This is a genomic window from Janthinobacterium sp. HH104 (assembly GCF_001758715.1).
GTDB lineage: Bacteria > Pseudomonadota > Gammaproteobacteria > Burkholderiales > Burkholderiaceae_D > Janthinobacterium > Janthinobacterium aestuarii.
The window spans coordinates 16,343-42,478 of sequence record NZ_LRIB01000050.1 but is presented as its reverse complement, the minus strand read 5'-3'; the positions used below and the strand labels follow the sequence as shown (position 1 = coordinate 42,478).

At 63.1% G+C, this 26,136-nt stretch carries 25 protein-coding genes; 11 read left to right on the top strand and 14 right to left on the bottom strand.

Annotated elements, in window-relative coordinates; all coding sequences use genetic code 11:
• Positions 1-14 precede the first annotated feature (14 nt).
• The 3 genes from JAB6_RS23590 to JAB6_RS23580 are packed head-to-tail and all read left to right on the top strand — an operon-like array spanning position 15 to position 3,037.
• Positions 15-1,004 (top strand): D-glycerate dehydrogenase, encoded by a 990-nt coding sequence (locus JAB6_RS23590; RefSeq protein WP_070304989.1) that lies wholly within the window; start codon positions 15-17, stop codon positions 1,002-1,004.
• Complete coding sequence (locus JAB6_RS23585; protein ID WP_070304984.1) at positions 1,001-2,023, top strand: porin; 1,023 nt, start codon at positions 1,001-1,003, stop codon at positions 2,021-2,023. Before JAB6_RS23590 ends, JAB6_RS23585 begins: the two co-directional genes overlap by 4 nt.
• A 12-nt stretch (positions 2,024-2,035) precedes the next feature.
• Positions 2,036-3,037, top strand: coding sequence for a Gfo/Idh/MocA family protein (locus tag JAB6_RS23580; RefSeq protein ID WP_070304983.1), 1,002 nt, complete (start codon positions 2,036-2,038; stop codon positions 3,035-3,037).
• Positions 3,038-3,105: 68 nt separating this feature from the next.
• Here JAB6_RS23580 and lysS read toward each other — a convergent pair whose 3' ends face one another.
• The 4 genes from lysS to JAB6_RS29450 form a co-directional block, all read right to left on the bottom strand.
• Complete coding sequence (gene lysS / locus JAB6_RS23575) at positions 3,106-4,635, bottom strand: lysine--tRNA ligase (protein ID WP_034755402.1); 1,530 nt, start codon at positions 4,633-4,635, stop codon at positions 3,106-3,108.
• Between the two features lie 18 nt (positions 4,636-4,653).
• Positions 4,654-5,349 carry an HAD family phosphatase gene (locus tag JAB6_RS23570; protein WP_070304981.1) on the bottom strand — a complete coding sequence of 232 codons (696 nt, stop codon included), beginning with the start codon at positions 5,347-5,349 and terminating at the stop codon, positions 4,654-4,656.
• A gap of 2 nt (positions 5,350-5,351) precedes the next feature.
• Positions 5,352-6,456, bottom strand: a protein-coding gene (prfB, locus tag JAB6_RS23565) for a peptide chain release factor 2 (RefSeq protein ID WP_115057524.1) whose coding sequence is annotated in 2 segments (ribosomal slippage) — positions 5,352-6,374 and positions 6,376-6,456 — 1,104 coding nt in all. Because the reading frame shifts where the segments join, the coding sequence is not laid out codon by codon here.
• The gene (locus JAB6_RS29450; protein ID WP_070304980.1) at positions 6,373-6,567 is read right to left on the bottom strand and encodes a hypothetical protein; all 195 of its coding nucleotides are present in this window, start codon (positions 6,565-6,567) and stop codon (positions 6,373-6,375) included. The genes prfB and JAB6_RS29450 overlap by 84 nt, the downstream gene beginning before the upstream one ends.
• A gap of 91 nt (positions 6,568-6,658) precedes the next feature.
• On the opposite strand from JAB6_RS29450, the gene JAB6_RS23555 reads away from it, so the two are divergent.
• Both JAB6_RS23555 and JAB6_RS23550 read left to right on the top strand, forming a co-directional pair.
• Positions 6,659-8,689, top strand: a complete 2,031-nt coding sequence (locus JAB6_RS23555) for a bifunctional 2',3'-cyclic-nucleotide 2'-phosphodiesterase/3'-nucleotidase (protein ID WP_070304978.1) — start codon at positions 6,659-6,661, stop codon at positions 8,687-8,689.
• Positions 8,686-9,174, top strand: coding sequence for a tetratricopeptide repeat protein (locus JAB6_RS23550; RefSeq protein ID WP_070304977.1), 489 nt, complete (start codon positions 8,686-8,688; stop codon positions 9,172-9,174). The genes JAB6_RS23555 and JAB6_RS23550 overlap by 4 nt, the downstream gene beginning before the upstream one ends.
• Before the next feature lies 1 nt (position 9,175).
• Here JAB6_RS23550 and JAB6_RS23545 read toward each other — a convergent pair whose 3' ends face one another.
• On the bottom strand, positions 9,176-9,589 hold the full coding sequence (locus JAB6_RS23545) for a hypothetical protein (RefSeq protein WP_070304975.1): 414 nt from the start codon (positions 9,587-9,589) through the stop codon (positions 9,176-9,178).
• A gap of 24 nt (positions 9,590-9,613) precedes the next feature.
• On the bottom strand, positions 9,614-10,522 hold the full coding sequence (locus JAB6_RS23540) for a hypothetical protein (protein ID WP_070304973.1): 909 nt from the start codon (positions 10,520-10,522) through the stop codon (positions 9,614-9,616).
• Between the two features lie 377 nt (positions 10,523-10,899).
• Between JAB6_RS23540 and JAB6_RS23535 the strand changes: the two genes are divergently transcribed.
• The 4 genes from JAB6_RS23535 to JAB6_RS23520 all read left to right on the top strand — a co-directional run bounded on the left by JAB6_RS23535 (position 10,900) and on the right by JAB6_RS23520 (position 15,717).
• Positions 10,900-12,057, top strand: coding sequence for an ABC transporter substrate-binding protein (locus JAB6_RS23535; RefSeq protein ID WP_034755418.1), 1,158 nt, complete (start codon positions 10,900-10,902; stop codon positions 12,055-12,057).
• 85 nt (positions 12,058-12,142) lie between these two features.
• A complete protein-coding gene (locus JAB6_RS23530; protein ID WP_010398938.1) occupies positions 12,143-13,033 on the top strand; it encodes a branched-chain amino acid ABC transporter permease in 891 nt (296 codons plus the stop codon).
• 7 nt (positions 13,034-13,040) lie between these two features.
• The gene (locus tag JAB6_RS23525; RefSeq protein ID WP_034755420.1) at positions 13,041-14,984 is read left to right on the top strand and encodes an ATP-binding cassette domain-containing protein; all 1,944 of its coding nucleotides are present in this window, start codon (positions 13,041-13,043) and stop codon (positions 14,982-14,984) included.
• Positions 14,985-14,994: 10 nt separating this feature from the next.
• Entirely contained in the window at positions 14,995-15,717 is a 723-nt protein-coding gene (locus JAB6_RS23520) for an ABC transporter ATP-binding protein (RefSeq protein WP_046682988.1), read from the top strand.
• Between the two features lie 72 nt (positions 15,718-15,789).
• Here JAB6_RS23520 and JAB6_RS23515 read toward each other — a convergent pair whose 3' ends face one another.
• The 8 genes from JAB6_RS23515 to JAB6_RS23480 form a co-directional block, all read right to left on the bottom strand.
• Positions 15,790-16,113, bottom strand: coding sequence for a type II toxin-antitoxin system RelE/ParE family toxin (locus JAB6_RS23515; protein WP_070304971.1), 324 nt, complete (start codon positions 16,111-16,113; stop codon positions 15,790-15,792).
• 8 nt (positions 16,114-16,121) lie between these two features.
• Entirely contained in the window at positions 16,122-16,394 is a 273-nt protein-coding gene (locus JAB6_RS23510; protein ID WP_034756273.1) for a type II toxin-antitoxin system Phd/YefM family antitoxin, read from the bottom strand.
• A 107-nt stretch (positions 16,395-16,501) separates the two neighbouring features.
• The gene (locus JAB6_RS23505) at positions 16,502-16,822 is read right to left on the bottom strand and encodes a DUF2288 domain-containing protein (protein WP_070304968.1); all 321 of its coding nucleotides are present in this window, start codon (positions 16,820-16,822) and stop codon (positions 16,502-16,504) included.
• Positions 16,823-16,864: 42 nt separating this feature from the next.
• Positions 16,865-17,572 (bottom strand): RES family NAD+ phosphorylase, encoded by a 708-nt coding sequence (locus JAB6_RS23500; protein WP_034755430.1) that lies wholly within the window; start codon positions 17,570-17,572, stop codon positions 16,865-16,867.
• A 2-nt stretch (positions 17,573-17,574) separates the two neighbouring features.
• Positions 17,575-18,012: an MbcA/ParS/Xre antitoxin family protein gene (locus JAB6_RS23495; RefSeq protein ID WP_034755432.1), complete on the bottom strand. Its 438-nt coding sequence runs from the start codon at positions 18,010-18,012 to the stop codon at positions 17,575-17,577.
• Positions 18,013-18,092: 80 nt separating this feature from the next.
• Positions 18,093-18,509 (bottom strand): fosfomycin resistance glutathione transferase, encoded by a 417-nt coding sequence (fos, locus tag JAB6_RS23490; protein WP_034755435.1) that lies wholly within the window; start codon positions 18,507-18,509, stop codon positions 18,093-18,095.
• A gap of 198 nt (positions 18,510-18,707) precedes the next feature.
• Positions 18,708-20,408, bottom strand: coding sequence for a single-stranded-DNA-specific exonuclease RecJ (recJ, locus tag JAB6_RS23485; RefSeq protein WP_034755437.1), 1,701 nt, complete (start codon positions 20,406-20,408; stop codon positions 18,708-18,710).
• Positions 20,405-21,457, bottom strand: coding sequence for a hypothetical protein (locus tag JAB6_RS23480; protein WP_070304966.1), 1,053 nt, complete (start codon positions 21,455-21,457; stop codon positions 20,405-20,407). Before JAB6_RS23480 ends, recJ begins: the two co-directional genes overlap by 4 nt.
• 388 nt (positions 21,458-21,845) lie before the next feature.
• Here JAB6_RS23480 and JAB6_RS23475 point away from each other — a divergent pair, with 388 nt between their 5' ends.
• The gene (locus JAB6_RS23475) at positions 21,846-25,349 is read left to right on the top strand and encodes an SdrD B-like domain-containing protein (protein WP_070304964.1); all 3,504 of its coding nucleotides are present in this window, start codon (positions 21,846-21,848) and stop codon (positions 25,347-25,349) included.
• A gap of 115 nt (positions 25,350-25,464) precedes the next feature.
• Complete coding sequence (locus JAB6_RS23470) at positions 25,465-26,136, top strand: PEP-CTERM sorting domain-containing protein (RefSeq protein WP_070304962.1); 672 nt, start codon at positions 25,465-25,467, stop codon at positions 26,134-26,136.

The following is a 26,136-nucleotide window of genomic DNA, read 5'->3' as shown; positions in this document are numbered from 1 at the left end:
CAGGGGAAACACTCGTGAAAAAACATGTGGTTGTCTATAAAAAGCTGGCCGAACCGCTGCTGGCGCGCCTGCGCGCCGAATGCGATGTGACGTATTTCGAGGCGATCGACGCGGGCAACCGCGCCGCATTCGCCGCCGCCATCCGCAGCGCGCACGGCTTGCTGGGCGCCAGCGTGCGCCTGGACCGCGAACTGCTGGACCCGGCCGTCGACCTGCGCATCATTTCCACCATTTCCGTGGGCGTCGACCAGTTCGACGTCGATTACCTGCGCGAACGGGGCATCTTGCTGGCCAATACGCCGGACGTGCTGACGGAAACGACGGCCGACACGATCTTCGCGCTGATCCTTGCCAGCGCGCGGCGCGTCGTCGAACTGGCCGAATTCGTCAAGGCCGGGCGATGGACGCGCAGCGTGGGCGAGAGCCAGTATGGCGTCAACGTCCACGGCAAGACCATCGGCATGCTGGGCATGGGCCGCATCGGCCGCGCCGTCGCCCGCCGCGCCGCGCTGGGCTTCGGCATGCAGGTGCTGTACGTGAATGGCGAGGCGGTGCCCGAGGTGGAAGCGGCCCTGGGCGCGCGCCAGGTCGCGCTCGACGACTTGCTGGCCGGTTCCGATTTCGTCTGCGTGGTGCTGCCGCTGACGGCACAGACGGAACGCATGATGGGCCGGCGCGAGTTCGCGCTGATGCGCCCCGGCGCCATCTTCATCAACGGTTCGCGCGGGCGCATCGTCGACGAGGCGGCGCTGATCGAGGCGCTGCGGCAGGGCGCCATCCACGGCGCCGGTCTCGACGTGTTCGAGCGCGAACCGCTGGCGCCGGACAATCCGCTGCCGCACATGGCCAACGTGGTGGCGCTGCCGCATATCGGCTCGGCCACGCACGAAACGCGCTACGCCATGGCGCAGCAGGCCGTGGACAACCTGCTGGCCGGCTTGCGCGGCGAGCGTCCGCGCCACTTGGTCGGCCAAGAACAGTATCCACAGACAGGGAAAAAATGAAGAACAAGGTAGCAAGAGCAATCATCATTGGCGCGGGCGCTTGCGGCGGCCTGTGTAGCGCGCAGTCGAACGTCACCATGTATGGCATCGCGGACCTGGGCGTGGTGTCCGAGAATGGCGGCCCCGGTGGCAGGGTGCTCAAGCTGACGAGCGGCATCGCCAACGGCTCGCGGCTCGGTTTCAAGGGCAGCGAAGACCTGGGCGGCGGCATGACGGCGATATTTACCTTCGATGCGGGCATCCTGGCCGACACGGGCGCATCGGCCCAGGGCGGCCTGCTGTTCGGACGCCAGGCCTTCGTCGGCCTGGCCGGCGCGGCGGGCACGCTGCGGCTGGGCCGCCAGTACACGTTCATCGACAGCAGTCTGGGGGCGCTGGACCCGTTTTACCTGGGTTTCGCGGGCAGGATAAGCAATGTCTTCACGGCCGGCTACATCAGCCGGGTCGACAACAGCATCACCTACAGCTCGCCCGTGCGCGGCGGCCTTTCCGGCGAACTGGCGTACGGCTTCGGCGAAGTGCCGGGCGACGCCTCGGCCAAACGCTACGCGGGCGCGGCGGCCACCTATGCCAGCGGGCCGCTGTATGTGCGCATGGCGCACCAGGACGCCAATACGCTGTCGACCGCGCTGGTGGCGGGCAGGGCGAGGAACACGGTGCTGGGCGCCACCTGGGACTTTGGCGTGGTCAAGGCGCATGGTGCCGTCGCCGTCAGCAAGAGCACGGCGGGCGCCGCCACCACGGTCGACAGCGCGGACCTGATGCTGGGCGCCACGGTGCCTGTCGGGCCGCACAGAGTCCTGTTCTCGTACGTGCGGCGCGACGACAGGCGCGCCGCCAACGGCGACGCTACGCAGATCGGCATCGGCTACACCTATGCGCTGTCGAAACGCAGCACCTTGTATGCGGCCTACGCGCACATCGACAACCGCAACGGCGCCGCCTATGTGGTGGGCAACGCCACCGACAACGGTACCGGCAACCAGGCCTGGAACCTCGGCCTGCGCCATACTTTTTAAGGGGAGAATCGAATGAAGAAAATCGGATGGATACTGGTCGGCGCCAGCACCGTGGCGCGCGAATGGATGGTCGACGCGATCCGCCAGCAGGGCGACGCCGAAGTGCTGGCCGTGGTCAGCCGCGATGCCGCGCGCGGCGCCGCCTTTGCCGAACAGTTCGGCATCGCCGCCAGCTACACGGACCTCGATGCGGCGCTCGCGCATCCGGGCGCGGATGCCGTATATATCAGCACCACCAACGAGCTGCACATGGCGCAGACCTTGCAGGCGGCGCGCGCGGGCAAGCACGTGCTGTGCGAAAAGCCGCTGGCGCTGAACCTGGAAGACGCCCGCCGCATGGTCGATGGCTGCGCCGAAGCGGGCGTGGTGCTGGGAATTAACCACCACCTGCGCAACGCGGCCAGTCACGGCAAGGTGCGCGAGCTGATACGCGCGGGCGAGATCGGCCAGCCCCTGTATGGCCGCGTGCTGCACGCGAACAATCTGCCGCAGCACCTGCGCGGCTGGCGCCTGGACGCGCCGGAGTCGGGCGGCGTCACGCTCGACATGTTCGTGCACGATGTCGATACCCTGCGCTTCCTGCTCGACTCTGAACCGCGCCACGTCACGGCTTGCGCCACCAGCGGCGGCATGACGGTGGCCGGGCTGGAAGAGGGCCTGATGGCCGTCATCGAGTTCGACAACGGCGCCCTGGTGCAGGTGCACGACGCGTTCAACGCGCCGCATTCGCTGTCCGGAGTGGAAATCATCGGCACCAAGGGCACCATCTTCGCCACCGGCGTGATGACGCAGCGCCCCGTCGGCACCATCAGCCTGACGCGCGACGGCGGCAGCATCGATATCCCCGTCGAGCATGAAAACCTGTACGTGCGCTCGGTGCGCGCCTTCCAGCGCACCATGCGCGGCGAAGGACAGCCGGCCGCCACGGGTGACGACGGCATGCGCGCGCTGGCCACGGCATTGGCGGCGCAGCAGGCCAGCCGCAGCCACCAGCGCGTGACCCTGGCTGGCTGACGACCGCAGACGTAAAAAAGCCGCCTGATCGCAAAATCAGGCGGCTTTTTATCGGCTTGCCTCCGTGATTACTCTTCGCGGCGTAAATGCGGGAACAGCAGGACGTCGCGGATGTTCGGCGAATCCGTGATGATCATCATCAGGCGGTCGATGCCGATGCCGCAGCCGCCGGCTGGCGGCATGCCGTACTCGAGCGCGCGGATGTAGTCGGCGTCGTAGAACATCGCCTCTTCATCACCAGCGTCCTTGGCGGCGACTTGCGCCAGGAAGCGGGCCGACTGGTCTTCCGCGTCGTTCAACTCGGAGAAGCCGTTGGCGATTTCGCGGCCCACCATGAACAGCTCGAAGCGTTCGGTGATGCCGGCCACCGTGTCGGAAGCGCGCGCCAGTGGCGACACTTCGACCGGGTAGTCGATGATGTAGGTCGGTTCCCACAGCTGCGCTTCAGCCGTCTCTTCGAACAGCGCCAGTTGCAGCGCGCCCAGGCCGGCCGTGGCGAACGGCTTGACGCCGAATTTCTTCAGCTCTTCCTTGATGAAGTCCGCATCGTTCAACTGCTCCGGCGTGTAGCCCGGCGCGTACTTGTTGATCGCTTCGACGATCGTCAGGCGGTGGAACGGTTTTGCCAGGTCCAGCTCGCGGCCGCCGTAGGTCAGGGTGGCGGTGCCGTGCGCGTCGATGGCGGCCTGGCGGATGACGGCTTCCGTGAAATCCATCAGCCATTTGTAGTCGGTGTAGGCCGCGTAGAATTCCATCATCGTGAATTCAGGATTGTGACGGATCGACACGCCTTCGTTGCGGAAGTTGCGGTTGATCTCGAACACGCGGTCGAAGCCGCCCACGACCAGGCGCTTCAGGTACAGCTCGGGCGCGATGCGCAGGAACATCTGCATGTCCAGCGCATTGTGGTGCGTGATGAATGGCTTGGCTGCCGCGCCGCCAGGGATCGTGTGCAGCATCGGCGTTTCCACTTCCATGAACTCGTTCTTTTCCATGAAGCGGCGGATCGACGAGATGGCGGCGGTACGCGCCTTGAAGGTGCGGCGCGTCTCTTCGTTCATGATCAGGTCGACGTAGCGCTGGCGGTACTTCGTTTCCTGATCGGCCAGGCCGTGGAATTTGTCCGGCAGCGGGCGCAGCGACTTGGTGATCAGACGCAGTTCCGTGACCTTGATGGTCAGCTCGTCCGTCTTGGTCTTGAACAAGGTGCCTTGCACGCCCAGGATATCGCCCAGGTCATAGTGGTGCAGGGCGGCCATGGCCGCTTCGCCGGTCAGGTCCAAGGTGGCGTAGATCTGGATGCGGCCGTCGGCCTTCGGGCCGGAAGCATCTTGCAAGGTGGCGAAAGCGGCTTTCTTGCCAGCTTCGCGCTTGAGCATCATGCGGCCGGCCAGCACCACGTGTACGGGGTTTTCTTCCAGCTCTTCGCGCGTCTTGCCGCCGTATTGCGCGTGCAGATCGGCCGCCTTGTGCTCGGGGCGGAAATCGTTCGGGAAGGCGACGCCTTGTTCGCGCAGTGCTGCCAGCTTGACGCGGCGCTCGGCGATGATCTTGTTTTCATCGGGTGCGGCGGCTTGTTCTTGGATATCCGTAGTCATGGTGTTCTTCGTTGGTGATTATTGATGATGTGGTGCCAGCGCTGGCGCCACGCTGGCAAACAGTGCGTCGACGTCGAGCGAGGAGAAATCCGGCACGATGGCAATGACGTTGTCGAAGGCGGCAAACGCCTCGGCCGGCAGGGTGGTGGTGAGTACCACGACCCGCATGCCGGCACGGCGCGCCGCTTCCACGCCCAGGGGCGCGTCTTCAAAGACGATGCAGTCTTGCGGCAGCGCGCCGGCCAGCAGCGCGCCTTTCAGGAACACGTCCGGGTGCGGCTTGCCCCGTTCCACGTCGGCGGCGCCGACGATGGCGTCGAAGCGGTGGCGCAGGTCCAGGCCGTCGAGCGTGAACGCGATGTTCTCGGCCGGCGCTGCCGTGCCGACCACCAGTCCCACGCCGGCCTGGCGCGCGCTGGCGATCAGCCGGTCGAAACCGGCGACTGTCGCCAGGTGCGGGCCATACAGTTCGCGGTAGACGACTTCCTTTTCAGCCAGCAGGGTGACGTGGTCGGCATCTTCGCCCAGGTACTTGGCGATGATTTCATGTCCCTGCCGTCCTGCCGTGTCGCGGAAAAAGGCGTCCGCATCCAGCGCATGGCCGTGGCGTTCAAAGAACGCCAGCCATGATGTCGTATGGAAGGCCATGTTGTCGACGATCGTGCCATCCATGTCGAACAGGAAGGCGCGCTGCGCTGGAGCGGGTGCGTTCATCCTTATACGCCTTGCTTGAGCGAGGCGGAAATGAAGTCGTCGATGTCGCCATCGAGCACGCCCTTGGTATTGCCCGTCTCGAAACCGGTGCGCAAGTCCTTGATGCGGGACTGGTCCAGCACGTAGGAGCGGATCTGGTGACCCCAGCCCACATCCGTCTTCGAGTCTTCCAGCTTTTGCTGTTCGCTCATGCGCTTGCGCAGTTCATGTTCGTACAGCTTCGCTTTCAGCATTTCCATCGCTTCGGCGCGGTTGCGGTGCTGCGAACGGTCGTTCTGGCACTGCACCACGATACCGGTCGGCGCATGGGTCATGCGGACGGCGGAGTCGGTCTTGTTGATGTGCTGACCGCCGGCGCCCGACGCGCGGTAGGTATCGACGCGGATGTCGGCCGGGTTGACGTCGATCTCGATCGAATCGTCGACTTCCGGATACACGAACAGCGACGTAAACGAGGTGTGGCGGCCGTTGGCCGAGTCGAACGGCGACTTGCGCACCAGGCGGTGCACGCCCGTTTCCGTGCGCAGGAAGCCGTAGGCGTGATCGCCCTCGACCTTCAGGGTGGCCGTCTTGATGCCGGCTACCTCGCCGTCGGACTGCTCGAGGATTTCGACCTTGAAGCCCTTGCGTTCGCAATAGCGCAGGTACTGGCGCAGCAGCATCGAAGCCCAGTCCTGGGCTTCCGTGCCGCCGGCGCCGGCCTGGATGTCGATGAAGCAGTTGTTCGGGTCCATCGGATTGTTGAACATCCGGCGGAATTCCATGCTTTCGATGACCTTGCGGATTTCCTGCACGTCCTGCTCGATCGCTTCGAGCGTGTCGTCGTCGCCTTCTTCGCGGGCCATGTCGAACAGGTCGCGGGTGTCGCGCAGGTCGGCATCGGCCTTGGCCAGGGTGAAGACGATGGCTTCCAGCGCCTTCTTCTCTTTACCGAGGTCCTGGGCGCGCTTGGGATCGTTCCAGACGGTAGGATCTTCCAGTTCTTCGTTGACTTGCTCTAGTTTCTCCGACTTGACAGTGAAGTCAAAGATACCTCCGAAGTTCGGCTTCGCGGACCGTCAGGTCGTTGAGCAGGGCGGAGATGATATTGATGCGTTCGGCTTCCATAATGTTCTGGTCTTCTATGGTGAAATCAAACCCTGAATTATACGCGAGCGCGGCGCGTTTCTGATGCCGGGGGCGCCGAATCGATGCCGCACAGGGCAATAAAATCATCATTTCGCTGTATTTGCGACAATATTTTTGCCTTGATAGGGGCTGCCGTGCTGCGTATGATGCTGGCGATATTGTCTTTCCACAGGAATACATCATGCTTCAATCTCCCCGTCTTGCCCTGTTACCGTTGCTGCTGGCCGGCTGCGGCACCTTGCCGCCCGCCGCCACCGGTCCGGTCCAGCCATCGGCCGCGCCGGCCGGCAGCAGCGCCACCCTGGCCCTGCTCGAGACGACGGACTTGCACGCGAATGTGCTTAGTTATGATTACTACAAGCTGCAGGCGGAGCCGTCGATCGGCCTGGAACGCACGGCGGCCCTGATCGCCCAGGCGCGCGCGCAGTTCCCGAACAACCTTTTACTCGACAACGGCGACACCATCCAGGGCACGGCGCTGGCCGACTACCAGGCATTGGTAAAACCGCTGGCCTGCGACCAGACCCTGGCCATCTACAAGGCCATGAATGTGCTGAAAGTGGACGGCGGCGGCATCGGCAACCATGAATTCAACTACGGCCTGGCGTTCCTGAGCCAGGTGACGGGTAACCGCTTCGACGTCGACAGCGTCGACGCCGGCAAACCGCGCTGCGCCGGCCCCGCATTTCCGCAAGTGCTGGCCAACGTCTACAGCGTCAAGACGGGTAAACCCCTGTTTGCGCCATACCACATCATCGACAAGCAGATCACGGCCACCGGCCCCGATGGCAAGGCCATCACCAGCACCGTGAAGGTCGGCATCATCAGCTTCGCGCCGCCCACCATCATGGCCTGGGACAAGCGCTGGCTCGAAGGCCGCGTCTACACGCAGGGCGTGCGCGAGACGGCGGAAAAATTCATCCCCGAGATGCGCGCCAAGGGCGCCGAACTGGTGGTGGCGATCTCGCACGGCGGCCTCGATGACAGCCCGTATTCGCCGACCATGGAAAACGGTAATTACTACCTGTCGCAAGTGCCGGGCGTGGACGCCATGCTGATCGGCCACTCGCACCAGCTGTTCCCGAACGCGGCCAGCACGGTGCCGCAGTTTAATTTGCCCGGCGTCGACAAGGTCCGTGGCCTGGTCAATGGCGTACCCACCGTGATGGCCAATTTGTGGGGCAAGCACCTGGGGGTGATCGGTTTGCGCCTGCGCCACGACGGCAAGCAGTGGGTGGTCGACAAGAGCGCCACCACGGTGGAAGCGCGCGGCATCCAGAATGCGGACAAGAGTTACGTCCAGCCCGATCCTGTCATCGCCAGACTGGTGGCCGAGGAGCATGCGGCAACGATCGCCTACGTGCAGACGCCCGTGGGCGCGACGAACTTCCGCATGTCGACGTATTTTGCCGACGTGGGCGACGTCAGTGCCATCGAAGTGGTGAACCAGGCGCAAACGGGCTACCTGGCCGCGTATGTGAAGGCGAACCTGCCGCAGTTTGCGCACTTGCCCGTGCTGTCGATGTCGTCGCCGTTCAAGAGCGGCTCGGCCGGCGTGTCCGATTACACGGACGTCAAGGCGGGCAATGTGGCGCTCAATAATGCGGCCGATCTGTATTTGTATCCGAACGCGCTGTACGGCGTGAAGATGAATGGCGCGGACCTGAAAGCCTGGCTGGAACAGTCGGCGCAGCGTTTCAATACCATCGACCCGAACAAGCTGGACGTGCAGGAACTGGTCAATACGGCCCATCCGAGCTACAACTTCGACGCGATCACCAGCGCCGACGTGCGCTACCAGATCGACGTCACGCAGCCGCCGGGCCAGCGCATCAAGGGCCTCAGCTACAAGGGCAAGCCTGTGAACGCGGCGCAGGAATTCCTCATCGCGACCAATAACTACCGCGCCAGCGGCGGCGGCAATTTCCCTGGCCTGGACGGCAGCAAGACGGTGGTGGCTTCGCCCGACAACAACCGTGAGCTCCTGATCGCTTACGTGACCAAGGAAAAGAACCTGTCGCGCGCGAAAAACGGTTCGGCGCGCAGCTGGCGCTTCGCCAGGGTGGCCACGAAAGGCCCCGTGGTCTTCCACTCGGCGCCGAACGTGATCGACCTGGCGAAAGCGGCCGGCATCGACAACGTCACGCAGCTGAAGGCTGACGACGGCGCGGGCAAGGGCTTTGCGCTGTACCAGCTCGACCTGTCGAAATGATGCTGGCAAACTTGCTGCTGGCCGCCGCGCTGGCGTCGCCCGTTGTGGCCGCGCCCGATGTCACGGCCCGGGCCAAGGTCTTGATGCGCGCGGGAGAATCGACCCAGCCGCAGGCACGCGCCCTGTTCGAGCAGGCTGCGGGGCAGGGCAGCGGCCCGGCCGCATATTACCTGGGCCTGATGCACAAGAACGGCATGGGCGGGCAGCAGGACAGCGCCGCCGCGCTGCGCTGGCTGGAACAGGCCGCCCAACGTGGCGTGGCGCCGGCCATGTTCATCGTGGCGAACATGCTGCTCGATAGCGATGAAGCCGGGGCGCGTTACTGGCTCGACGCCGCCTGCGACCTCGACTACCCGGAAGCGCTGCAGCAGAAATCCGTGGCCCTGGCCGAGGGGCAGATGGGTTATGCGCACAACGAGGAGCAGTCGTTCCTGTTCCTGAAGATGGCCACGCACGCCATGGGGCACCGTCCGCCCGAGCCCTGAGTTACGCCGGCGTGTCCTTCTTCGGCTTGGCCCGCAGGCTGGCTGCCGCCTCGCCGATGGCGAACGGATCGCGCGACAGGATGGCTGCGCCCAGGTCGACCAGTTTGGCCGCCGCACCGATGGCGGCCTTCACGTCGGCGATGCGCTTGAGCTGCTGTTTTCCCTTGGCGATGGCACCCTCGATATCGCCGCGCGCCTGTTCCGCGCCTTCGGCCGTCAGGTAAATGCCATACGCGCGAAACAGGGACACCATCTGGTCCAGGTGGTCTTCATATTGCTCCAGCAGCGCGCGCTCGTCCGGCGCCAGCGCCTCGCGTTCGCGGATGCGCAATTCCAGCACCAGGCTCGACGCCTGCGCCAGGCTGTCGGCGATGGCGTAGCTTTGGTCTTTTGTCAGTTCGGTCAGTTGGGCCATGGGATACTCCTGTGTGCGCGCCGCTTACCAGCGGGCGGGGCCATAGAAAACAGCCTGTTTTTGCAGCGTCTCGACCTGACGTGAAAATTGCGCCAACTGCCGCTCCAGTTCGGGCGCCTGCAGGTGGTCGAGATTGGCCCGCAGCGCGGCCACGCTCGCTTGCAGCGCGTCGACGGCGGCGACGTATGCGGCGACGATCTTTTCCCTTTCCTGCAATTGCCGGCCTTCCAAGTGCAGTCGCGTGCGGATGTAGTTGGCGGCCAGCGGTTCGCGCGGCGCGGCCTTGTCGACGGCGCCACGCAGCAGGTCCAGGTCGCGCAATTCATCCTGCAAGCCGGCGCGGTAGCTGCGCTGCGCATACTCCTTGAGCGCGTTGCTGACGATGTCGACGGCTTCCTGCTCGTCGAGCAATTCGCGCAAGGCCGATTTCTGCAGGCGCTGCGTGGCCAGGCGGCTCAGGTGTTCGCTCAGTTTGACGACCTTCGACAGCTTGCCTGCATCGAGCAGGGGCGCGCCGCCACCCGGCTGGGCCAGGCCGCCCAGGGCATCGCCGAGTCCGGCAATTTCTTCCTTGTAGACGGGCAGCTTCTCATCGGCCAGCGCCGCCATGGTGTGGGCATAGCGCAGCAGGAGGTCGTTCAGGCTGGCGATCAAGGTGCTGGCTTGCGCGATGGCGGCGCAATCGGTGCGCGCCGCCTGTTCGCTCGCTTGCGCATCGAAACGCTCGGCCAGGATCAGGCGTTTGCGCATGGCCTTGTCCATGCAGCTGTGGACGCCGCCCGCCAGCATGGGTTCGAACTGGACCGACATCTTTTGCGTCTGTTCGGCAAACGTGCGCACGGGCGCCAGGTTGGTGGCGCAGCCGCCCAGCAGCAGGCTGGCGATGGCGCCAAGTAGCAGGGGAGAAATGGACGAGTTCGACGGGCGCTGCATATCGCCTCCATGCGGTGGGAGTGGCTGATCGGACTTGCGCGTACGCGCTGGCAAGGGCGACGTTAGCATGCTGGGCAGTGCCAGTATTGCGCCAGATCAGCGTCCTGATGAATCGCCGAGCTCGCCTTTTTCCTGTCGCGTTTTGCCACAGCAGTGTTGCCCGATGGCGCAAGGTGCACCAATTTGCCTCATATTTTCCTTACAAAAGACTGACATCGGGCCAGCAATTGCCTCTTTTCTGCATGTTGCGACGCGTCATATGTAGTTGTTGCTGGGGCATGTTTACTCACCTACAATGATTTATCGATGGGGCGGTTATCCAGCGTACGACAATAAAAATAAGTGGCATTAAAAACGTTGTAACAGAGGAGATGACAATGAATTTGAAACAGAAATTGCTTGTAGCAAGTTTGGTTTTGGGTTTCTCGCAGGCGGCAGTCGCAGCCGACCCCATCAAGATCGGCGTGTCCGGTCCGTTCACGGGCGGTTCCGCGCCGATGGGCGTGTCGATGCGCGACGGCGTCAAGCTGGCCGTCGCTGAAATCAATGCCAAGGGTGGCGTACTGGGCCGTTCGCTGCTGCTGATCGAGCGCGATGACGAAGCGAAAAACGAACGCGGCGTGCAGATCGCCCAAGAGCTCATCAACAAGGAAAAGGTCGCCGCCACCGTCGGCTACATCAACACGGGCGTGGCCCTGGCATCGCAGCGCTTCTACCAGGAAGCGAAAATTCCCGTCATGAACAATGTGGCGACCGGTTCCATCGTCACCAAACAATTCGCCGACCAGCCGGAAAACTACGTCTTCCGCAATGCGGCCAATGACACCATCCAGTCCGGGATGATCGTGCATGAGGCGATCGAGAACCGCAAGTTCAAGAAAGTGGCGATCCTGGCCGACTCGACCAATTACGGCCAGCTGGGCCGCGAAGACCTGGAAAAGGCGCTCGACAAGAAGGGCATCAAGCCCGTCGTCGTGGAAAAATACAACATCAAGGACGTCGACATGACGGCCCAGCTGCTGAAAGCCAAGCAGGCGGGTGCGGAAGTCGTGCTGACCTACGGCATCGGCCCGGAACTGGCGCAGATCGCCAACGGCATGGAAAAACTGGGCTGGAAAGTGCCGCTGATCGGCAGCTGGACCCTGGCCATGGGTAACTTCATCGACAACGCGGGCAAGAACGGCAATGGCACGCGCATGCCGCAAACCTTCATCCAGGATGCCAGCACGCCGAAACGCAAGGCCTTCATCGACGCCTACGTGGCCGCCTACAAGCCATCGGGCGGACGCATGCCATCGGCCGTCTCGGCCGCGCAAGGCTACGATTCCATCTACCTGCTGGCAGCCGCCTTCAAGCAGGCAGGCGGCACGGACGGCCCGAAAGTGCGGGCCGCGCTGGAAAACCTCAACGAGAAGGTGGAAGGCGCCGTCACCACCTACAACAAACCGTTCAGCAAGACCAACCATGAAGCGATCACGGCCGAGCTGACAGTCTTCGGTGAAGTCAAGGACGGCAAAGTCGTCCTCGCGAAATAAGCCTGGCAGACATTCGCCGCGCAGTGGCCAGCCTTGAGGAATCAGGACTGGCCATTTTTTCATCGTTCGTCTTCCGGGGAATACCATGGAAATCTTCCTGCAGCTCGTCTTCAGCGGCATCGCGCTGGGCATGATTTATGCCGTCATCGCCTTCGGCTACCAGCTGACCTTTGCCACTTCCGGCACCCTCAATTTCGGCCAGGGCGAATCCCTGATGCTGGGCGCGCTCGTGGGCCTCTCCCTGGTGGGTACCATCCACGGCGGCCCTTACATGAGCTATCTGTTGATGATCCCCATCGTCATCGTCTTCGGCGCCTTGCAGGGCGTGTTCGTCGAATGGATAGGCGTGCGGCCCGCCATCAAGATCAAGTCCGAATTCGGCTGGATCATGTCGACCATCGCGCTGGCCATCATTTTCAAGAACGTGGCGGAAAACATCTGGGGCAAGGATGACCTGATGTTCCCGTCGCCGCTGTCGGCCGCGCCGTTCCAGGTGTTTGGCGCCAATGTGCAGCAGATGCAGGTGGCCGTCATCGTCGGCGCGCTGGCCATCATGCTGGCCGTCGAAGTGTTCAACCGCAAATCGATCTACGGCAAGGCCGTCGTGGCGACCGCCAACGACCGCGACGCGGCCGGCCTGATGGGCATCAACACGGGCATGGTCATCACGTTCTCCTACGCGCTGTCGTCGGCCACGGCCGCCTTTGCGGGCGTGCTGGTGGCGCCGCTGACCTTGACCGGAGCCACCATGGGCGCGTCGCTGGGCTTGAAAGCGTTTGCCGTGGCCATCATCGGCGGCCTGACCTCGGGCGTGGGTGCCATCGTCGGCGGCCTGATCCTGGGCATCGCGGAAACGACCACCGGCTACTACATCTCCACCGGCTACAAGGAAGTGCCTGGCCTGCTGCTGTTGCTGCTGGTGCTGGCCGTCAAGCCGTCCGGCCTGTTCGGCAAAGCCGCGATCAAGAAAGTCTGAGGACGACATGAACAAGAAAATCACCATGCTGGCGCTGAGCGCGGCGGGACTGGCCGCGCTCGCACTGTTCCCCATCGTCATCCCGAACCCGTATTACATCCACCTGGCCGAAACCATCCTGATCTACGCCATCCTGCTGTTCGGCCTCGACATCGTCGTCGGCTACACGGGGCAGGTGTCGCTGGGCCACGCGGGCCTGTTCGGCATCGGCTCCTACGTCACGGGCGTGCTGGTGTTCAAGCTGGGCGTGTCGTTCTGGCTGGCCATTCCCGCCAGTATTTTGGGCGCGGCCGTGTTTGGCGCCATCCTGGCCTTGCCGGCCCTGCGCGTGACGGGCCCCTACCTGGCCATGGTGACCCTGGCCTTCGGCACCATCGTGCAAATCCTGATCAATGAAATGAGCTTCCTGACGGAAGGGCCGATGGGCATCAAGATCCACAAGCCCGTCCTGTTCGGCCACAAACTGACGGAAGTGGAGTACTACTACATGGTCGCCGCGCTGCTGGTGATCTCGCTGGTGGTGGTGCACCGCATCTTGAAATCAAACCTGGGCCGCGCGTTCGAAGCCTTGCGCGACAGCCCCATCGCCTCGGACTGCATGGGCGTGTCCGTGTACCGCTACAAGGTGTACGCCTTCGTCATCAGCGCCGGTTTCGCGGGCCTGGCCGGCAGCCTGTATGCGTATTCGGAAGAGTATATTTCGCCCAATACCTACAACTTCGAGCTGACGATCTTGTTCCTGCTGGCCGTCATCATGGGCGGACGCAAGACCCGTTCGGGCGCGCTGATCGGCGCCCTGATCGTCGTCATGCTGCCGAGCCTCTTGTCGGACATCGAATTGTTCCGCAAGATCGCCGTCGGCGCCGCCGTGCTGGGCGTGATCGGTTCCGCCTTCATGCTGGCGAAAAAGCGCTCCACCTTGCGCGGCGTGATCGTGCCCCTGGTGGCCACCATCGGCCTGGCCGCGTTTTCCTACAAACTGGAAAACATGGTCGACTGGCGCCTGACCATCTTCGGTTTGATGACCCTGTTCGTCGTGTACTACCTGCAGGACGGCATCGTCGGCTTCCTGATGAGCTTTATCGGCAAGGGCCGGCGCCATGTGCAAGCCGTCGCTTCCCACGGCGTGGCGCCGTTCGACCACGCACAAGGCGGGCAGCAGGGCGCGACCCTGCTGCGTGTGGACCAGGCCCTGATGCAGTTCGGCGGCCTGAAAGCGCTGAACCAGGTGGACCTGAACGTCACGCAAGGCTCCGTGCACGGCTTGATCGGGCCGAACGGCTCGGGCAAGAGCACGATGATGAACGTGCTCACGGGGATCTACAAGCCGACGGCGGGCAAGGTGGAATTTGCCGGCGCCGTGATCTCCGGCCGCACGCCGTCCGAGATCGCGCTGGGCGGCGTGGCGCGCACCTTCCAGAACGTGCAGCTGTTCGGCGAGATGACGGCGACGGAAAACGTGCTGGTGGGCCTGCACAACACCTTCAAGTCGAACGTGCTCGACGTGATGCTGCATACGCCGCGCTACAAGCGCGAAGAGACGGCCGCGCGCGAGCGGGCCGCCAGCATCCTCGAATTCGTGGGCCTGGCCGACCTGGCCAACGAAGAGGCGCGCAATCTGCCGTATGGCAAGCAGCGGCTGCTGGAAATCGGCCGCGCGCTGGGCCTCAACCCGCGTTTGCTGCTGCTCGATGAACCGGCGGCCGGCTTGACGGCGCCCGACATCAAGGAGCTGATGGCCATCATCCGCAAGATCCGCGAGCATGGCATCACCATCATCCTGATCGAGCACCACATGGACGTGGTGATGGCACTGTCGGACGTGGTGACGGTGCTGGACTTCGGCCAGAAGATCGCCGAAGGCGCACCCGCGCTTGTCCAGAGCGACCCGAAAGTGATTGAAGCCTACCTGGGCGGCAGCGCCGAAACCCTGGCGCCAGCGGCGCACTGAGAGGAAGACCATGCTGACCATTAGTAATCTGCACGCCGCCTACGGCAAAGTCGAAGTCCTGCACGGCATTTCGCTCGACGTCCCGAAGGGCAAGCTGGTGACGCTGATCGGCTCGAACGGGGCCGGCAAGACCACCACCATGCGCGCCATTTCCGGCATGCTCAAACCGAAATCGGGCACCGTCACCCTGGGCGGCAAGGACGTCACGGGCCTCGATTCGCACAAGATCGCGCGCGCCGGCCTGGCCCATTCGCCGGAAGGACGGAGGGTGTTCGCCTCGATGTCGGTGACGGACAACCTGCTGCTGGGCGCCTTCCCCCGCTTCACGCGGGCGCGCCCGAAAGGCGATATCAAGCGCGACCTGGACAAGGCCCTGGAGTTGTTCCCCCGCCTGAAGGAGCGACGCGACCAGCTGGCCGGTACCTTGTCGGGCGGCGAGCAGCAGATGCTGGCCATGGCCCGCGCCGTGATGCTGAACCCGGAAGTGATCCTGCTGGACGAGCCGTCGATGGGCCTGGCGCCGATTCTGGTGGAAGAAGTCTTCCGCATCATCACGCGATTGAAGGCCGAAGGCGTGACCATGCTGCTGGTCGAGCAATTCGCCGCCGCCGCCCTGAACGTGGCCGATTACGGCTATGTGCTGGAAAACGGCAGCATTTCCGTGCACGGCCCGGCGGAAAGCCTGAAAACCGATCCGAAGGTGATCGCGGCGTATTTGGGGGGAGGGCATTGATGATGGCCTGACAATGCGCTTGCTGCGCATTGTCAAATCCAATACAGCCGTGTGCCTGGCAGGACTTGCCGGCTACGAATTGAGCAGGCGATGGCGAATCAATGCTTCCAGGTCACGGCTGGTATGGGCAATCATATGAACATAGACAATATCGTTATGTCCGTACTCGATGATGATACGATTCTGGCCGGCCAACAGTTGGCGGTGAGTCGTCAAGTGAAGGTCTTCAAGTTCAGGAACAAAGCTACCTTTAATGTTCCAATCTTTGAGTGAACTGACTTCAGCCAGAATCTCTTGCGTCACCTTCCTGGCAAAAGCAAGGGATTCGCTCTGCTTCAGATAGGAGCGAATATCCTGTAAATCGTTCAGGGCGTATTGAGTCCAAATGATTTTCATTTGCGTAATCAGTTGTCGTCGTCTTCAGCTTCCAGAAGGGCCACAACGTCATCATGACCGATGACTTTACCTTGCTCAATCTGCTTGCGGCCGAGAGCAAGGATGCGGAGCATGGCAAGCTGATCTTGGGTCTTTTGATAGCTAACGGGGTCTAGCACAACTGCCTGAACTCTGCCATTTACCGTGATGGCTACCGGGTCATGAGTCTCCAGTACCTGTTTGACCACGTCGCTGGTGTTGGTCTTCAAGTAACTAATTGGCTGAATGTTTAGAAAATTCATACTCACCTCCATAAGTTGGCAGGCCGATGATAGCACCGTATGACCAAATTACGTACCGAATTTAGTTGGTCGCATATTTTCCTGGTTTCTGGCGCAGCCTGTCAGCGTCAGTGTTTGGTGGGCTTTTCCTGCTGCACCAGAATAAACGGGCTGACGACGACGGCCCATAGCGCCGCGTCGGCTGCCTGCCAGTCCAGCGCCTGCTGGTCGGAGACTTTGGCTACCTTGCCATCGGCCATCCATTGCGTGATGGTGGCCTTGTCGTCGTGCGAGATGCGCACGGCTACTTCGACCAGGTCCAGTTCATTGGCGACCCAGACGACGTTGCCTTGGGCGAAGTGCTTTTCCAGTTCGCTCCAGGCCAGGCGGGCCGTTTCGCTGTTGACTTTGAGGCGCAGTTCGGTGTCTTTTTCAGGATTGGTTTGCATGTGAGATCAGGTTGCGGTGAGTCGGGTGCCGATGCGCGCGGTTTATTTGCCTGGGAGGGCTTCCACGTGCGGTATCGGCGTACCCCGCCATGTTAACCGATAGGCGGTGCCTTTGCGAACATTGCCGACCAGAGCAGGGCGGAAGCAGGCCAGGTTGGTGCCGCCCGCCAGCCGCGTGCTGGGGAAGATGATGCCCATGGAACCGGCCTCGAGCAGGATGGCGGCCAGGTCTTGCGAGGCGATGTAGCTGGCCGGGTCGAGGCAGGCCGCATAGCGCTCCTGGCCGCGTAGGTCGTGGAAGCTGGCGGAGAAATCGGCCAGCAGCGACTGGTAGCTGACGCTGTCGGCGAAATAGTCGATTTCCTGGTATTCCACGGTCTTGTGGAAAATGATCTCGGCCAGCGCCGTTTTCATGTCGAAGGCGCAATACCAAGCGCCCCGTTCGCCATCGTTGAAGCGCGCTCCTTCCGGCCGGGCATAGGTGTACGCGGCGTTGATGATGCGAAAGTGTGGCACGCCAAAAACCAGTTCGTCCACGCCAATTCCTGGCGCGCCGCCATACTCGGCGACCAGTCGCGCGTTGGTGGCGTTATCGAGTTCGAACAGCTCGCGCAGGTGATCGTCATCCTCGGCCAGCGGCGCCAGTACGGAGTCTTCCATGTCGGCGAAGCGCGATGGAATCAACCGGCAAGTGTCGATCTGGCGCAGCGCGGCCAGCGGCGGCAGGTGGGTATTCGGGGCTGCAGGCACAATTACAGTCCTCCGCGGCGCGCGTCGAGCAGCTTGCGCACCGTCTGCATGGCCAGCAAGCCGCCGGCCAGCATCTGCGACAGGGGTGTGCGGCCGCCAAACACGGGATTCTTGTTGGGCAAACTCACCCATTCGTCGGCCAGCTTGTCGCCATACAGGATGTGCAGGGCTTTATAAATGCCCAGCAAGTAGGAAATGCGCGTGATACGGTCCACTTCCAGCACGCGGTCCGGGTGTTTCTTCCACTCGTAATAGGCGCTGCTGGATAGGCCGCCCAGTAATTCGCGCGCATCGTCGTCGCGCAGTTTCCAGGCGGCGGCCAGCTTGAAAAAGCCCTTCAAGGCCGCCTGCGACAATCGCTCGCGCTCGGCTTTGGCGTTCAGGTCGACGAGCACGGCCGGTTCGAAGCGGCTCTTGGGGTAGGCGTAGGCAAGATTCATGATGAACTCCTTTTATGGAAGAATATTACTCCTTTTCGGGAATTTGTGCTGTCCTCGTCCAAATGTGCGCGCCAATACCCTTAGCCGTCAAAGAATTGCATGCCAGCATAGGGCGCCGCCCGGCAGGCTGCCAACCGCTGCGCCAGGCTGCCCGCATGGGCTTCCAGCTGATGGCCGTCCGGATCGAGAAAGTACAGGGAATCGCCGGCGCTGCGGTTTTGCTGCCATTCGGGCACGCCGGCGGCGCGCAGGCGGGCGGCAAACGGGGCGAAGTCGGCGGACGCGATGGAGAACGCGTAATGCGTGTAGCCGGGGCTGGCCAGCACAGGCGTGTCTTGCGCGTCAAGCGACAGGCACAGCCACAGCTCCCCGGCCGACAGATACGCGCCCCTGTCCCAGCGCGCATGCAGACGCAGGCCCAAGGTGTTGCGGTAAAAGGCGACGCTGCGCGCCAGGTCGCGCACGGACAGGGTGAGGTGGTTCAGGCCGGTCAGCATGGTGCTGCTTTCAGGTGGTGTTTCGGGGTGTTCCAGCCATCGTTGTACCTAGCAAGAATAAGATCACAAACGTTGCAACACCTGACAGTACCGTAGCGAGCGGAAGGGAGAGGTGGCCGAGAAGCGCAACCGTACTTCTAGTACGGTGAGCATCGCAGGCCGCCTATACCGACGCGCAGTAGGTACTGTCAGGTGTCACTACACAGGTTCGGCGTGCTCCACCATGAGCTGCACTTTTGTCGTGCCATTGTATTCATTCGCATCGAGTCTGAACGCGACCCTCGTGCGTTCGCCCAAGGCATCCGTATGCCCGAACCAGATGGCGTCAAAACGCACGCCGTTCTTTTCCAGCAGCAGTTTCAGATGGCGCTCTTTGAGAATGCGCTGGCTGACGACGCGGAACTCGTCGCAGAAGACGGGCGGGGCGAAGCCCTGGCCCCACACCTGGCCATCCATCAGCTCGATGAAGGCCGTCGTGTAGTAGGCGTCTTCCAGCGGGCCGTCCGTTTCCACCACCCGTTCCAGCTGCTGCTGGCTGAGCCATGCCTGGCCCACGGCTTCGAAGGCCTTGGAAAACGCATCGAAGGCGTCGGCGCGGATGGTCAAGCCGGCCGCCATGGCGTGGCCGCCGAACTTGTCGATCAGGCTCGGCGCCCGTTTCGACACGAGGTCGAGCGCGTCGCGCAAGTGGAAGCCGGGAATCGAGCGTCCGGAGCCCTTGATCCAGCCGTCCGCGCCCGGCGCAAACGTGATGGTCGGGCGGTAGAATTTTTCCTTCAGGCGCGATGCCACGATGCCGATCACGCCCTGGTGCCACGATTCATCAAAGACGCTGATGGTGCTGCTGTTGGCCGGTTCGAAAGCATCGAGGTGCAGCAGGGCCGTATCCTGCATTTCCGCTTCGATTTCGCGGCGCTTCAGATTGATGTCGTTCAGTTGCTGCGCCAGCGCCCAGGCGCGGCCTTCGTCGTCCGTGACCAGGCATTCGATGCCCAGCGACATGTCTTGCAGGCGGCCGGCCGCATTCAGGCGCGGTCCCAGGGCAAAGCCCAGGTCGAACGGCGTGGCGCTGCGCGCTTCGCGGCCCGCCACGCGGAACAGGGCGGCCACGCCCGCGTGCATATGGCCCTTGCGCATGCGTTTGAGACCTTGCGCGACGAGGATGCGGTTGTTCGTATCGAGGCGCACGACGTCGGCCACCGTGCCCAAGGCCACCAGGTCGAGCAGGTTGTCGAGCTTCGGTTGCGTTTGCGCATCAAAGAGGCCGCGCCGGCGCATTTCCGCGCGCAGGGCCAGCAAGACGTAGAACACGACGCCCACGCCCGCCAGATGTTTACTGGGGAAACCGCAGGCGGGCTGGTTCGGGTTGACGATGACCGCCGCGTCGGGCAGGGTGTCGGCCGGCAAATGGTGGTCGGTGACGACCACCTGGATGCCGCGCCGGTTCGCTTCGGCCACGCCGTCGATGCTGGCGATGCCGTTGTCGACGGTGATGATGATGTCGGGCGATTTTTCGCGCGCCGTCAGTTCGACGATTTCCGGCGTCAGGCCGTAGCCATATTCAAAACGGTTGGGCACGATGAAATCGACGTCGGCGCCCATGGCGCGCAAGCCGCGTATGGCCACGGCGCAGGCGGTGGCGCCGTCGCAATCGTAGTCGGCCACGATGACCATGCGCTTCTTGGCGGCAATCGCGTCGGCCAGGAAGACGCCGGCTGCGCCGATGTGCAGCAAGCCGGACGGCGGTATCAAGTCTTTCGGCTCGATCGAAAGTTCTTTCGCGTCGGACAGGCCGCGCGACGCGTACAAGCGGGCCAGCACGGGGTGGATGCCGCCCTGGCGCAGCAATTCGGATTCGCGGTAGGGACAGGGACGGGTGGCGATGCGGGTACGGGTCATGATGCTTTCAACTTGTTCAGGGTAATCGCGCGCCAGAATTTGCGCTGCGCATTCTTGCTGGTGGTGCAGTCCAGCCAGGCGTCGCGGTGGCTCAGCACCAGGCGCAGCTGGCCCAGACGGCCATCCTTGAGGGCCGCCAGCAGGGGCGCGAACCAGTCTGTTTCCAGCGCTTGCAACTGCTGCAGCCACATGCCCCATTCCTGGGCCTGCGCCGCTTCGGTCAGGCCGCCCAGCACGACGATTGCGTCCTGTGTGCTGGCCAGCACACTGTTTGGACTGGCATCGCGCTGCGCCGGTTCCGCCAGCGCGGCCAGCCAGCCCGGTGCGTCCTTCGTATGCAGGCTGGCCGCGCAGCGCGCGGGTTCATCCGTTGCCAGGCTCCCGCCCCAGATCCAGAAGGAATTGATGGCTTTCAAGCCCCGTTCCTCGCGCGCCGCATTGACCGGATGTTCATGCCACAGCATCTGCACTTCATTTTGCAGGCGGCGCGCCGCGCGCGCATGCTCGCCCTCCGGCATCCACACGGACAGGTCTTGCGTGGTGGCGGCGTCCGGCGTGGCGCACTGCAAGTCGGACCAGGCGTCGGCGCGCATGAACCAGGTGCCCGCGTCGCCATACGCCAGGGGCTGGCCGATCTCGTCGAAATACGGGGCCGCAATGTCGAACAGGGCGCGGCCGTCCGCCTCACTCAGCTTGAGCTGGCGCAAGTCTTCCAAGCTGATATGGCTGCGGGCGATGGCCAGGTGGGCCGGATGCAGCAGGAAGTAGCGCGCGCCCGGTTCCGGCACCAGGCCGTAGCCGCGCATGGCTTGGGCCGCGAATGCCGCCTGCGCCGCCTCGCCGTTGGGCGCGGGCGACAGGGTCAAGGCGTGCGCCAGCCACGCTTCGTGCGGCAGCAGGCGGTTGGCGTTGTCAAAAGTTTCCAAATTGCAAGTGGAGGTGCGCGACAGCAGCGCCGCCAGCGCGGGCGCCTGCAAGACCTTGAGCAGGTCGGCAGCCAGTTCGGCATTGGGCAAGGCGAAGGGCAGGACGAGGGTAAGTTGATTCATCCCGAGATTGTAGGCGATTGTAGTGGGGGCCGAGAAGGCGCATGTATTTTCAGGGCCGCGATGGCAACACCGGACGCGCCGGAAATGCGAAAAAATTATAAAAATTTTATTGATATTGATGGAAATTAATTTGCTTTTGAAAATATAGTGGATATAATTGCGACAACTTAAATATTAGAAAGACAATCACCCCCTGCTGTGTGGTTGCGTCGTCTGGCTCCTGTGTCCCTCGAAACTGTATACAAGATCTGCCGGCTTCATTTTTAAACAAGTCCCTTCTTGGAAGCCCACCTATGTATACATTCGCCGCTTTGCGCGGCCAGGCTGATCGCGCCCTGGCCCCCCGTATTTCCGCTCCTGCCACCGTGGCATGCCGTCAGGAGGCCGCATGACTACCTACAACCTGTCGACCACGGTCCACGTCTGCGAAGACATCAACAAGAATTTCGACATCCGCGACCTGCTGATCCAGGCCGGCTACTCGGTGCAAGGTGAACTGAATATCAAGAATTTCACGGTTTTGTTGCCGGACGATACGGAATCGACGGAGAACACGCCGCTGTTCGGCATGCTCGACGCGGACACCGTGTACGTGCGTCCCGGCGACTGGGCCGCCAACTACAATGGCAGCTTCTCGACCATCCAGGTGACGATCGACAAGGGTAATGGCGACATCGTCCAGCTGAGCCTGCAAGTCATTATCGATCCCGTCAATGATGCGCCCGATGCGGCCGACAAGACCTTCACTCTGGTCGACGGTGCCAGCGTCGTGCTGAGCGAAAGCGATTTCGGCTTCCACGACGACGTCGAGCACGACGGCTTCAAGTCCATCGTCATCACCAATACCACCACGGCGGGCCAGGTCTTGCTCAACGGCGTGGCCGTGGCGGTGGGCACGGAAGTCTCCATCGACGATATCCGCGCGGGTCACCTGGTCTTCGTGCCCAGCCAGACCGTGGCCGGCGACTTCGACCTCGGTTTCAAGGTGCGCGATGATGGCGGCACGGAAGGCTGCAATGCGCAAGACCTGAGCCTGGCGCCCCATTACCTGACCTTCAAGGTGCCGATGGCCCACCTCGGCGATTTCGTGTGGGAAGACAAGAACGCCAACGGCGTGCAGGACGCGGGCGAGGCGGGCATCGCCAATGTTGTCGTGCAATTGAAGGATACGGCCGGCAATGTGGTGGCCTCCACCACGACGGACGCCAGCGGCGGCTACCACTTCGATGTCAATCCGGGCACCTATTCGGTGACCGTGGTGGCGCCCGCCGGCTACGTGCCGACGGCAGCGAACCAGGGCGGCGACACGGCCAAGGACAGCAATATCGATGCGGCCGGCAAGATGGCGTCCGTCACCCTGGCGCCGGGCGAAACCAATTTGAGCCTTGATGCGGGCCTGTACCGCACGGCCGAGCTGGGCGACCGGGTCTGGTTCGATACGAACAGGAATGGCGTGCAGGACGCGGGTGAAGCGGGCGCCGCAGGCGTGAAAGTGACCTTGCTCGATGCATCGGGCAACGCCATCGGCAGCCCGCTGCTGACGGATGCGAACGGCAACTACCTGTTCACGAACCTGAAACCGGGCGCCTACAGCGTGCAGTTCGATAAAACCACCTTGCCAGCCGGCTACGCCTTCACGGGCCAGGACCAGGGCGGCGATGACCAGCGCGACTCGGACGCCAATGCCGACGGCCGCACGGCGCAAGTGCTGCTGGCCTCGGGCGACAGCAACCACAGCGTGGACGCCGGCATCGTCGCCTTGCCAGCCACCCTGGGCGACCGGGTCTGGCATGACAGCAACATGAATGGCGTGCAGGATGCGGGCGAAGCGGGCATAGTCGGCGTCACCGTGCAGCTGAAAAACGCGGCCGGCAGCGTGATCGGCTCGACCTTGACGGACGCCACCGGCTATTACAACTTCAATGTCGATCCCGGTACCTACTCGATCGCCGTCGTCGCCCCAGCCGGCTATCTGACGACGGTCAAGGATGCGGGCGGCAACGATGCGCTCGACAGCGACATCAATACGCTGGGCAACAGCGGCCAGGTGACGGTGGCTGCCGGCCAGAACTACAGGGATCTCGATGCCGGCCTCTACAAGACGGCCTCCATCGGTGACCGCGTGTGGTTCGACGCGAACGGCAACGGCACGCAGGATGCGGGCGAGGCGGGCGTCTGTGGCGTGAAAGTCAACCTGTACAACGCGCAAGGGGCCGTCGTGGCCAGCGCCACCACGGATGCCGGCGGTAACTATCTGTTCAGCAACCTGGTGCCAGGCAATTACTATCTGGGCTTCGTGCCGCCGGCCGGCTACGGCTTCACCAAGGCGGACATCGGCGGTTACGCCACCGATTCGGACGTCAATCCGGCCACCGGCTTTACCACCACGTGGACCACCCTGAAGTCGGGCGACGTGCAGCTGGACTGGGATGCGGGCCTGGTGAAACTGAACACGGCTTCCATCGGCGACCGCGTGTGGGAAGACAGGAACTACAACGGCGTGCAGGAGGCGGGCGAACTGGGCGTGGCGGGCGTGAAAGTCAATCTGCTCAATGCGTACAACCAGGTCATCGCCACGACGACGACGAATGCCAGCGGCAATTACCTGTTCAGCGAACTGGCGGCCGGCGGCTACAAGGTGGAAGTCATCCGTCCATCGGGCTTTTACTACACCAAGGCCAATGTGGGTGTTGACACGGCCGATTCCGACGTCGATGTCAGCACGGGGCGCTCGGGCCTGATCAACCTGGCCGCAGGCCAGAACGACATGAGCTGGGATGCTGGCATCTACCGCAAGGCCAGCCTGGGCGACAAGGTGTGGCGCGACGCCGACCATGACGGCGTGCAGGACTACAACGAGGCGGGCATCGCCAACATCAAGGTGCAGCTGTACTCGGGCAGTGGCGTGCTGCTGGCCACCACCTACACGAATGCCTACGGCAACTACCTGTTCAGCAACCTCGATCCGGGCAGCTATTCGCTCAAATTCGACAAGTCGGGCGTGTATCACGCGGGCTACGCCATGGATACATGGCGCTGGGGCGCGAAGAACGTGGGCACGAACGACAACATCGATTCGGACGTCAACAGCAATGGCACGACGGGTAACGTGGTCTACACGGACATATTGAAACTGGCGTCGGGCCAGAACGACATGAGCTGGGATGCGGCCATCACGCCCATCGTCATCGACCTCAACGGTGACGGCGTGCACACGATCGCCCGCGCGGACTTCCACGGTAGCTTCGACTTGCTGGGCACGGGCAGCGCCATCCAGACGGGCTGGGTCTCGGCCCAGGACGGCTTGCTGGCCATCGACGGCAATGGCAATGGCAAGATCGATAACATCTCCGAACTGTTCGGCGGCAACGAGAAGGGCACGGGCTTTGCCAAGCTGTCCGGCTACGATTCGAACGGCGACGGCGTGGTCGATGCGCACGATGACAAGTTCGCGGAACTGCGCATCTGGCGCGACGCCAACAGCAACGGCGTGACGGACGACGGCGAATTGATGTCGCTGCACGACGCCGGCGTGGCCAGCCTGACGGTCAGCTACACGGAACTGCCGTTCCTCGACGCCAACAGCAATTTGCACCTCGAGCGCAGCAGCGCCACCTTGGCCGACGGCAAGTCGGTCGACATGACGGACGTGTATTTCAACGTCGACGCCAAGGATGCGGCCGCCGCCGGCGTGGCCTTGCCGAGCATGGCCGACCTGCTGCGCGACGACAGCACGCTCGACGTGGTGCTGGGCCAGGACGGCACGGTCAACACGGTCGCTGCCGCCCAGGCTGCCCCGGCTGCCGAAGCCCAGGCACAGTGCGAGATGGCCGACCTCTTGCGCCGCGCCATGGCCCACGCAAATACCCAGCCCCAGGAAATGGCTGCCTGATGTCCCTTGCCGGCCCGTAATCCTGCCCGGCAATGCCGCACCGGCGCAGCCGTCACGGGGCGCCGGCGCTTTCCACGCTTTTTGCACACTTGACAATAGAAATAGGGAAACCAATATGAAACAATCCATGCACCTGTTCGTCCGCGGCGCCATCGCCGCCGCCACGTTCGTCCTTGCCAGCGGCAGCGCCCTGGCCGCCTCCAACCTGCAAGTCGTCGATTCGCACAGCGTCAGCCTGTTTACGGCTGCCGGCGGCGCCTTCGGCTCGGGCAGCGCCATCTCGCCGACCTTGTGGGAAGTCAAGTACGACAGCAACACCTTCCTCGCGTTTTGCCTCGATCCCCATGTCGCACTGAGCAACAGTTCGAACAGCTACAGCAGCGGCGCCTTCGCCGCCAGCGATTCCGTCAAGCGCCTGTATGAAGGCTATTACGCCTCGTCCGTCGCCAGTGTGTCGACCAGCGCCAACAGCGCCGCCGCCTTCCAGCTGGCCCTGTGGGAATTGAATAACGACAACACGAACCTGCTGACGGGCGACCTGCGTTTCAAAAGCCTGAGCAATGCCGTCGTCAGCCAGGCCAACACCATGCTGGGCGTGGCCACGGGCAATGGCGCCATCCAGAACCTGTACAACTACACGAGCTTGAGCAGCGTCAACCCGGCTTCGCAAACCTTGCTGGCTGTGTCGCCGGTGCCGGAAGCGCAGACTTGGGCCATGCTGGTCGCGGGCCTGGGCCTGCTGGGCTTCATGGCGCGCCGCCGCAAGGGCGCTTCCGCGCTGATTTAA

Coding starts and splice junctions, on each gene's coding strand:
- JAB6_RS23535 (WP_034755418.1), top strand. CDS start 10,900: ATGAATTTGAAACAGAAATTGCTTGTAGCAAGTTTGGTTTTGGGTTTC.
- JAB6_RS23550 (WP_070304977.1), top strand. CDS start 8,686: ATGATGCTGGCAAACTTGCTGCTGGCCGCCGCGCTGGCGTCGCCCGTT.
- JAB6_RS23570 (WP_070304981.1), bottom strand. CDS start 5,349: ATGAACGCACCCGCTCCAGCGCAGCGCGCCTTCCTGTTCGACATGGAT.
- JAB6_RS23495 (WP_034755432.1), bottom strand. CDS start 18,012: ATGAATCTTGCCTACGCCTACCCCAAGAGCCGCTTCGAACCGGCCGTG.
- JAB6_RS29450 (WP_070304980.1), bottom strand. CDS start 6,567: ATGATGATTTTATTGCCCTGTGCGGCATCGATTCGGCGCCCCCGGCAT.
- JAB6_RS23480 (WP_070304966.1), bottom strand. CDS start 21,457: ATGAATCAACTTACCCTCGTCCTGCCCTTCGCCTTGCCCAATGCCGAA.
- JAB6_RS23580 (WP_070304983.1), top strand. CDS start 2,036: ATGAAGAAAATCGGATGGATACTGGTCGGCGCCAGCACCGTGGCGCGC.
- lysS (WP_034755402.1), bottom strand. CDS start 4,635: ATGACTACGGATATCCAAGAACAAGCCGCCGCACCCGATGAAAACAAG.
- JAB6_RS23585 (WP_070304984.1), top strand. CDS start 1,001: ATGAAGAACAAGGTAGCAAGAGCAATCATCATTGGCGCGGGCGCTTGC.
- JAB6_RS23505 (WP_070304968.1), bottom strand. CDS start 16,822: ATGCAAACCAATCCTGAAAAAGACACCGAACTGCGCCTCAAAGTCAAC.
- JAB6_RS23540 (WP_070304973.1), bottom strand. CDS start 10,522: ATGCAGCGCCCGTCGAACTCGTCCATTTCTCCCCTGCTACTTGGCGCC.
- JAB6_RS23520 (WP_046682988.1), top strand. CDS start 14,995: ATGCTGACCATTAGTAATCTGCACGCCGCCTACGGCAAAGTCGAAGTC.
- JAB6_RS23475 (WP_070304964.1), top strand. CDS start 21,846: ATGACTACCTACAACCTGTCGACCACGGTCCACGTCTGCGAAGACATC.
- JAB6_RS23525 (WP_034755420.1), top strand. CDS start 13,041: ATGAACAAGAAAATCACCATGCTGGCGCTGAGCGCGGCGGGACTGGCC.
- recJ (WP_034755437.1), bottom strand. CDS start 20,408: ATGACCCGTACCCGCATCGCCACCCGTCCCTGTCCCTACCGCGAATCC.
- JAB6_RS23530 (WP_010398938.1), top strand. CDS start 12,143: ATGGAAATCTTCCTGCAGCTCGTCTTCAGCGGCATCGCGCTGGGCATG.
- JAB6_RS23545 (WP_070304975.1), bottom strand. CDS start 9,589: ATGGCCCAACTGACCGAACTGACAAAAGACCAAAGCTACGCCATCGCC.
- JAB6_RS23470 (WP_070304962.1), top strand. CDS start 25,465: ATGAAACAATCCATGCACCTGTTCGTCCGCGGCGCCATCGCCGCCGCC.
- fos (WP_034755435.1), bottom strand. CDS start 18,509: ATGCTGACCGGCCTGAACCACCTCACCCTGTCCGTGCGCGACCTGGCG.
- JAB6_RS23510 (WP_034756273.1), bottom strand. CDS start 16,394: ATGAATTTTCTAAACATTCAGCCAATTAGTTACTTGAAGACCAACACC.
- JAB6_RS23515 (WP_070304971.1), bottom strand. CDS start 16,113: ATGAAAATCATTTGGACTCAATACGCCCTGAACGATTTACAGGATATT.
- JAB6_RS23555 (WP_070304978.1), top strand. CDS start 6,659: ATGCTTCAATCTCCCCGTCTTGCCCTGTTACCGTTGCTGCTGGCCGGC.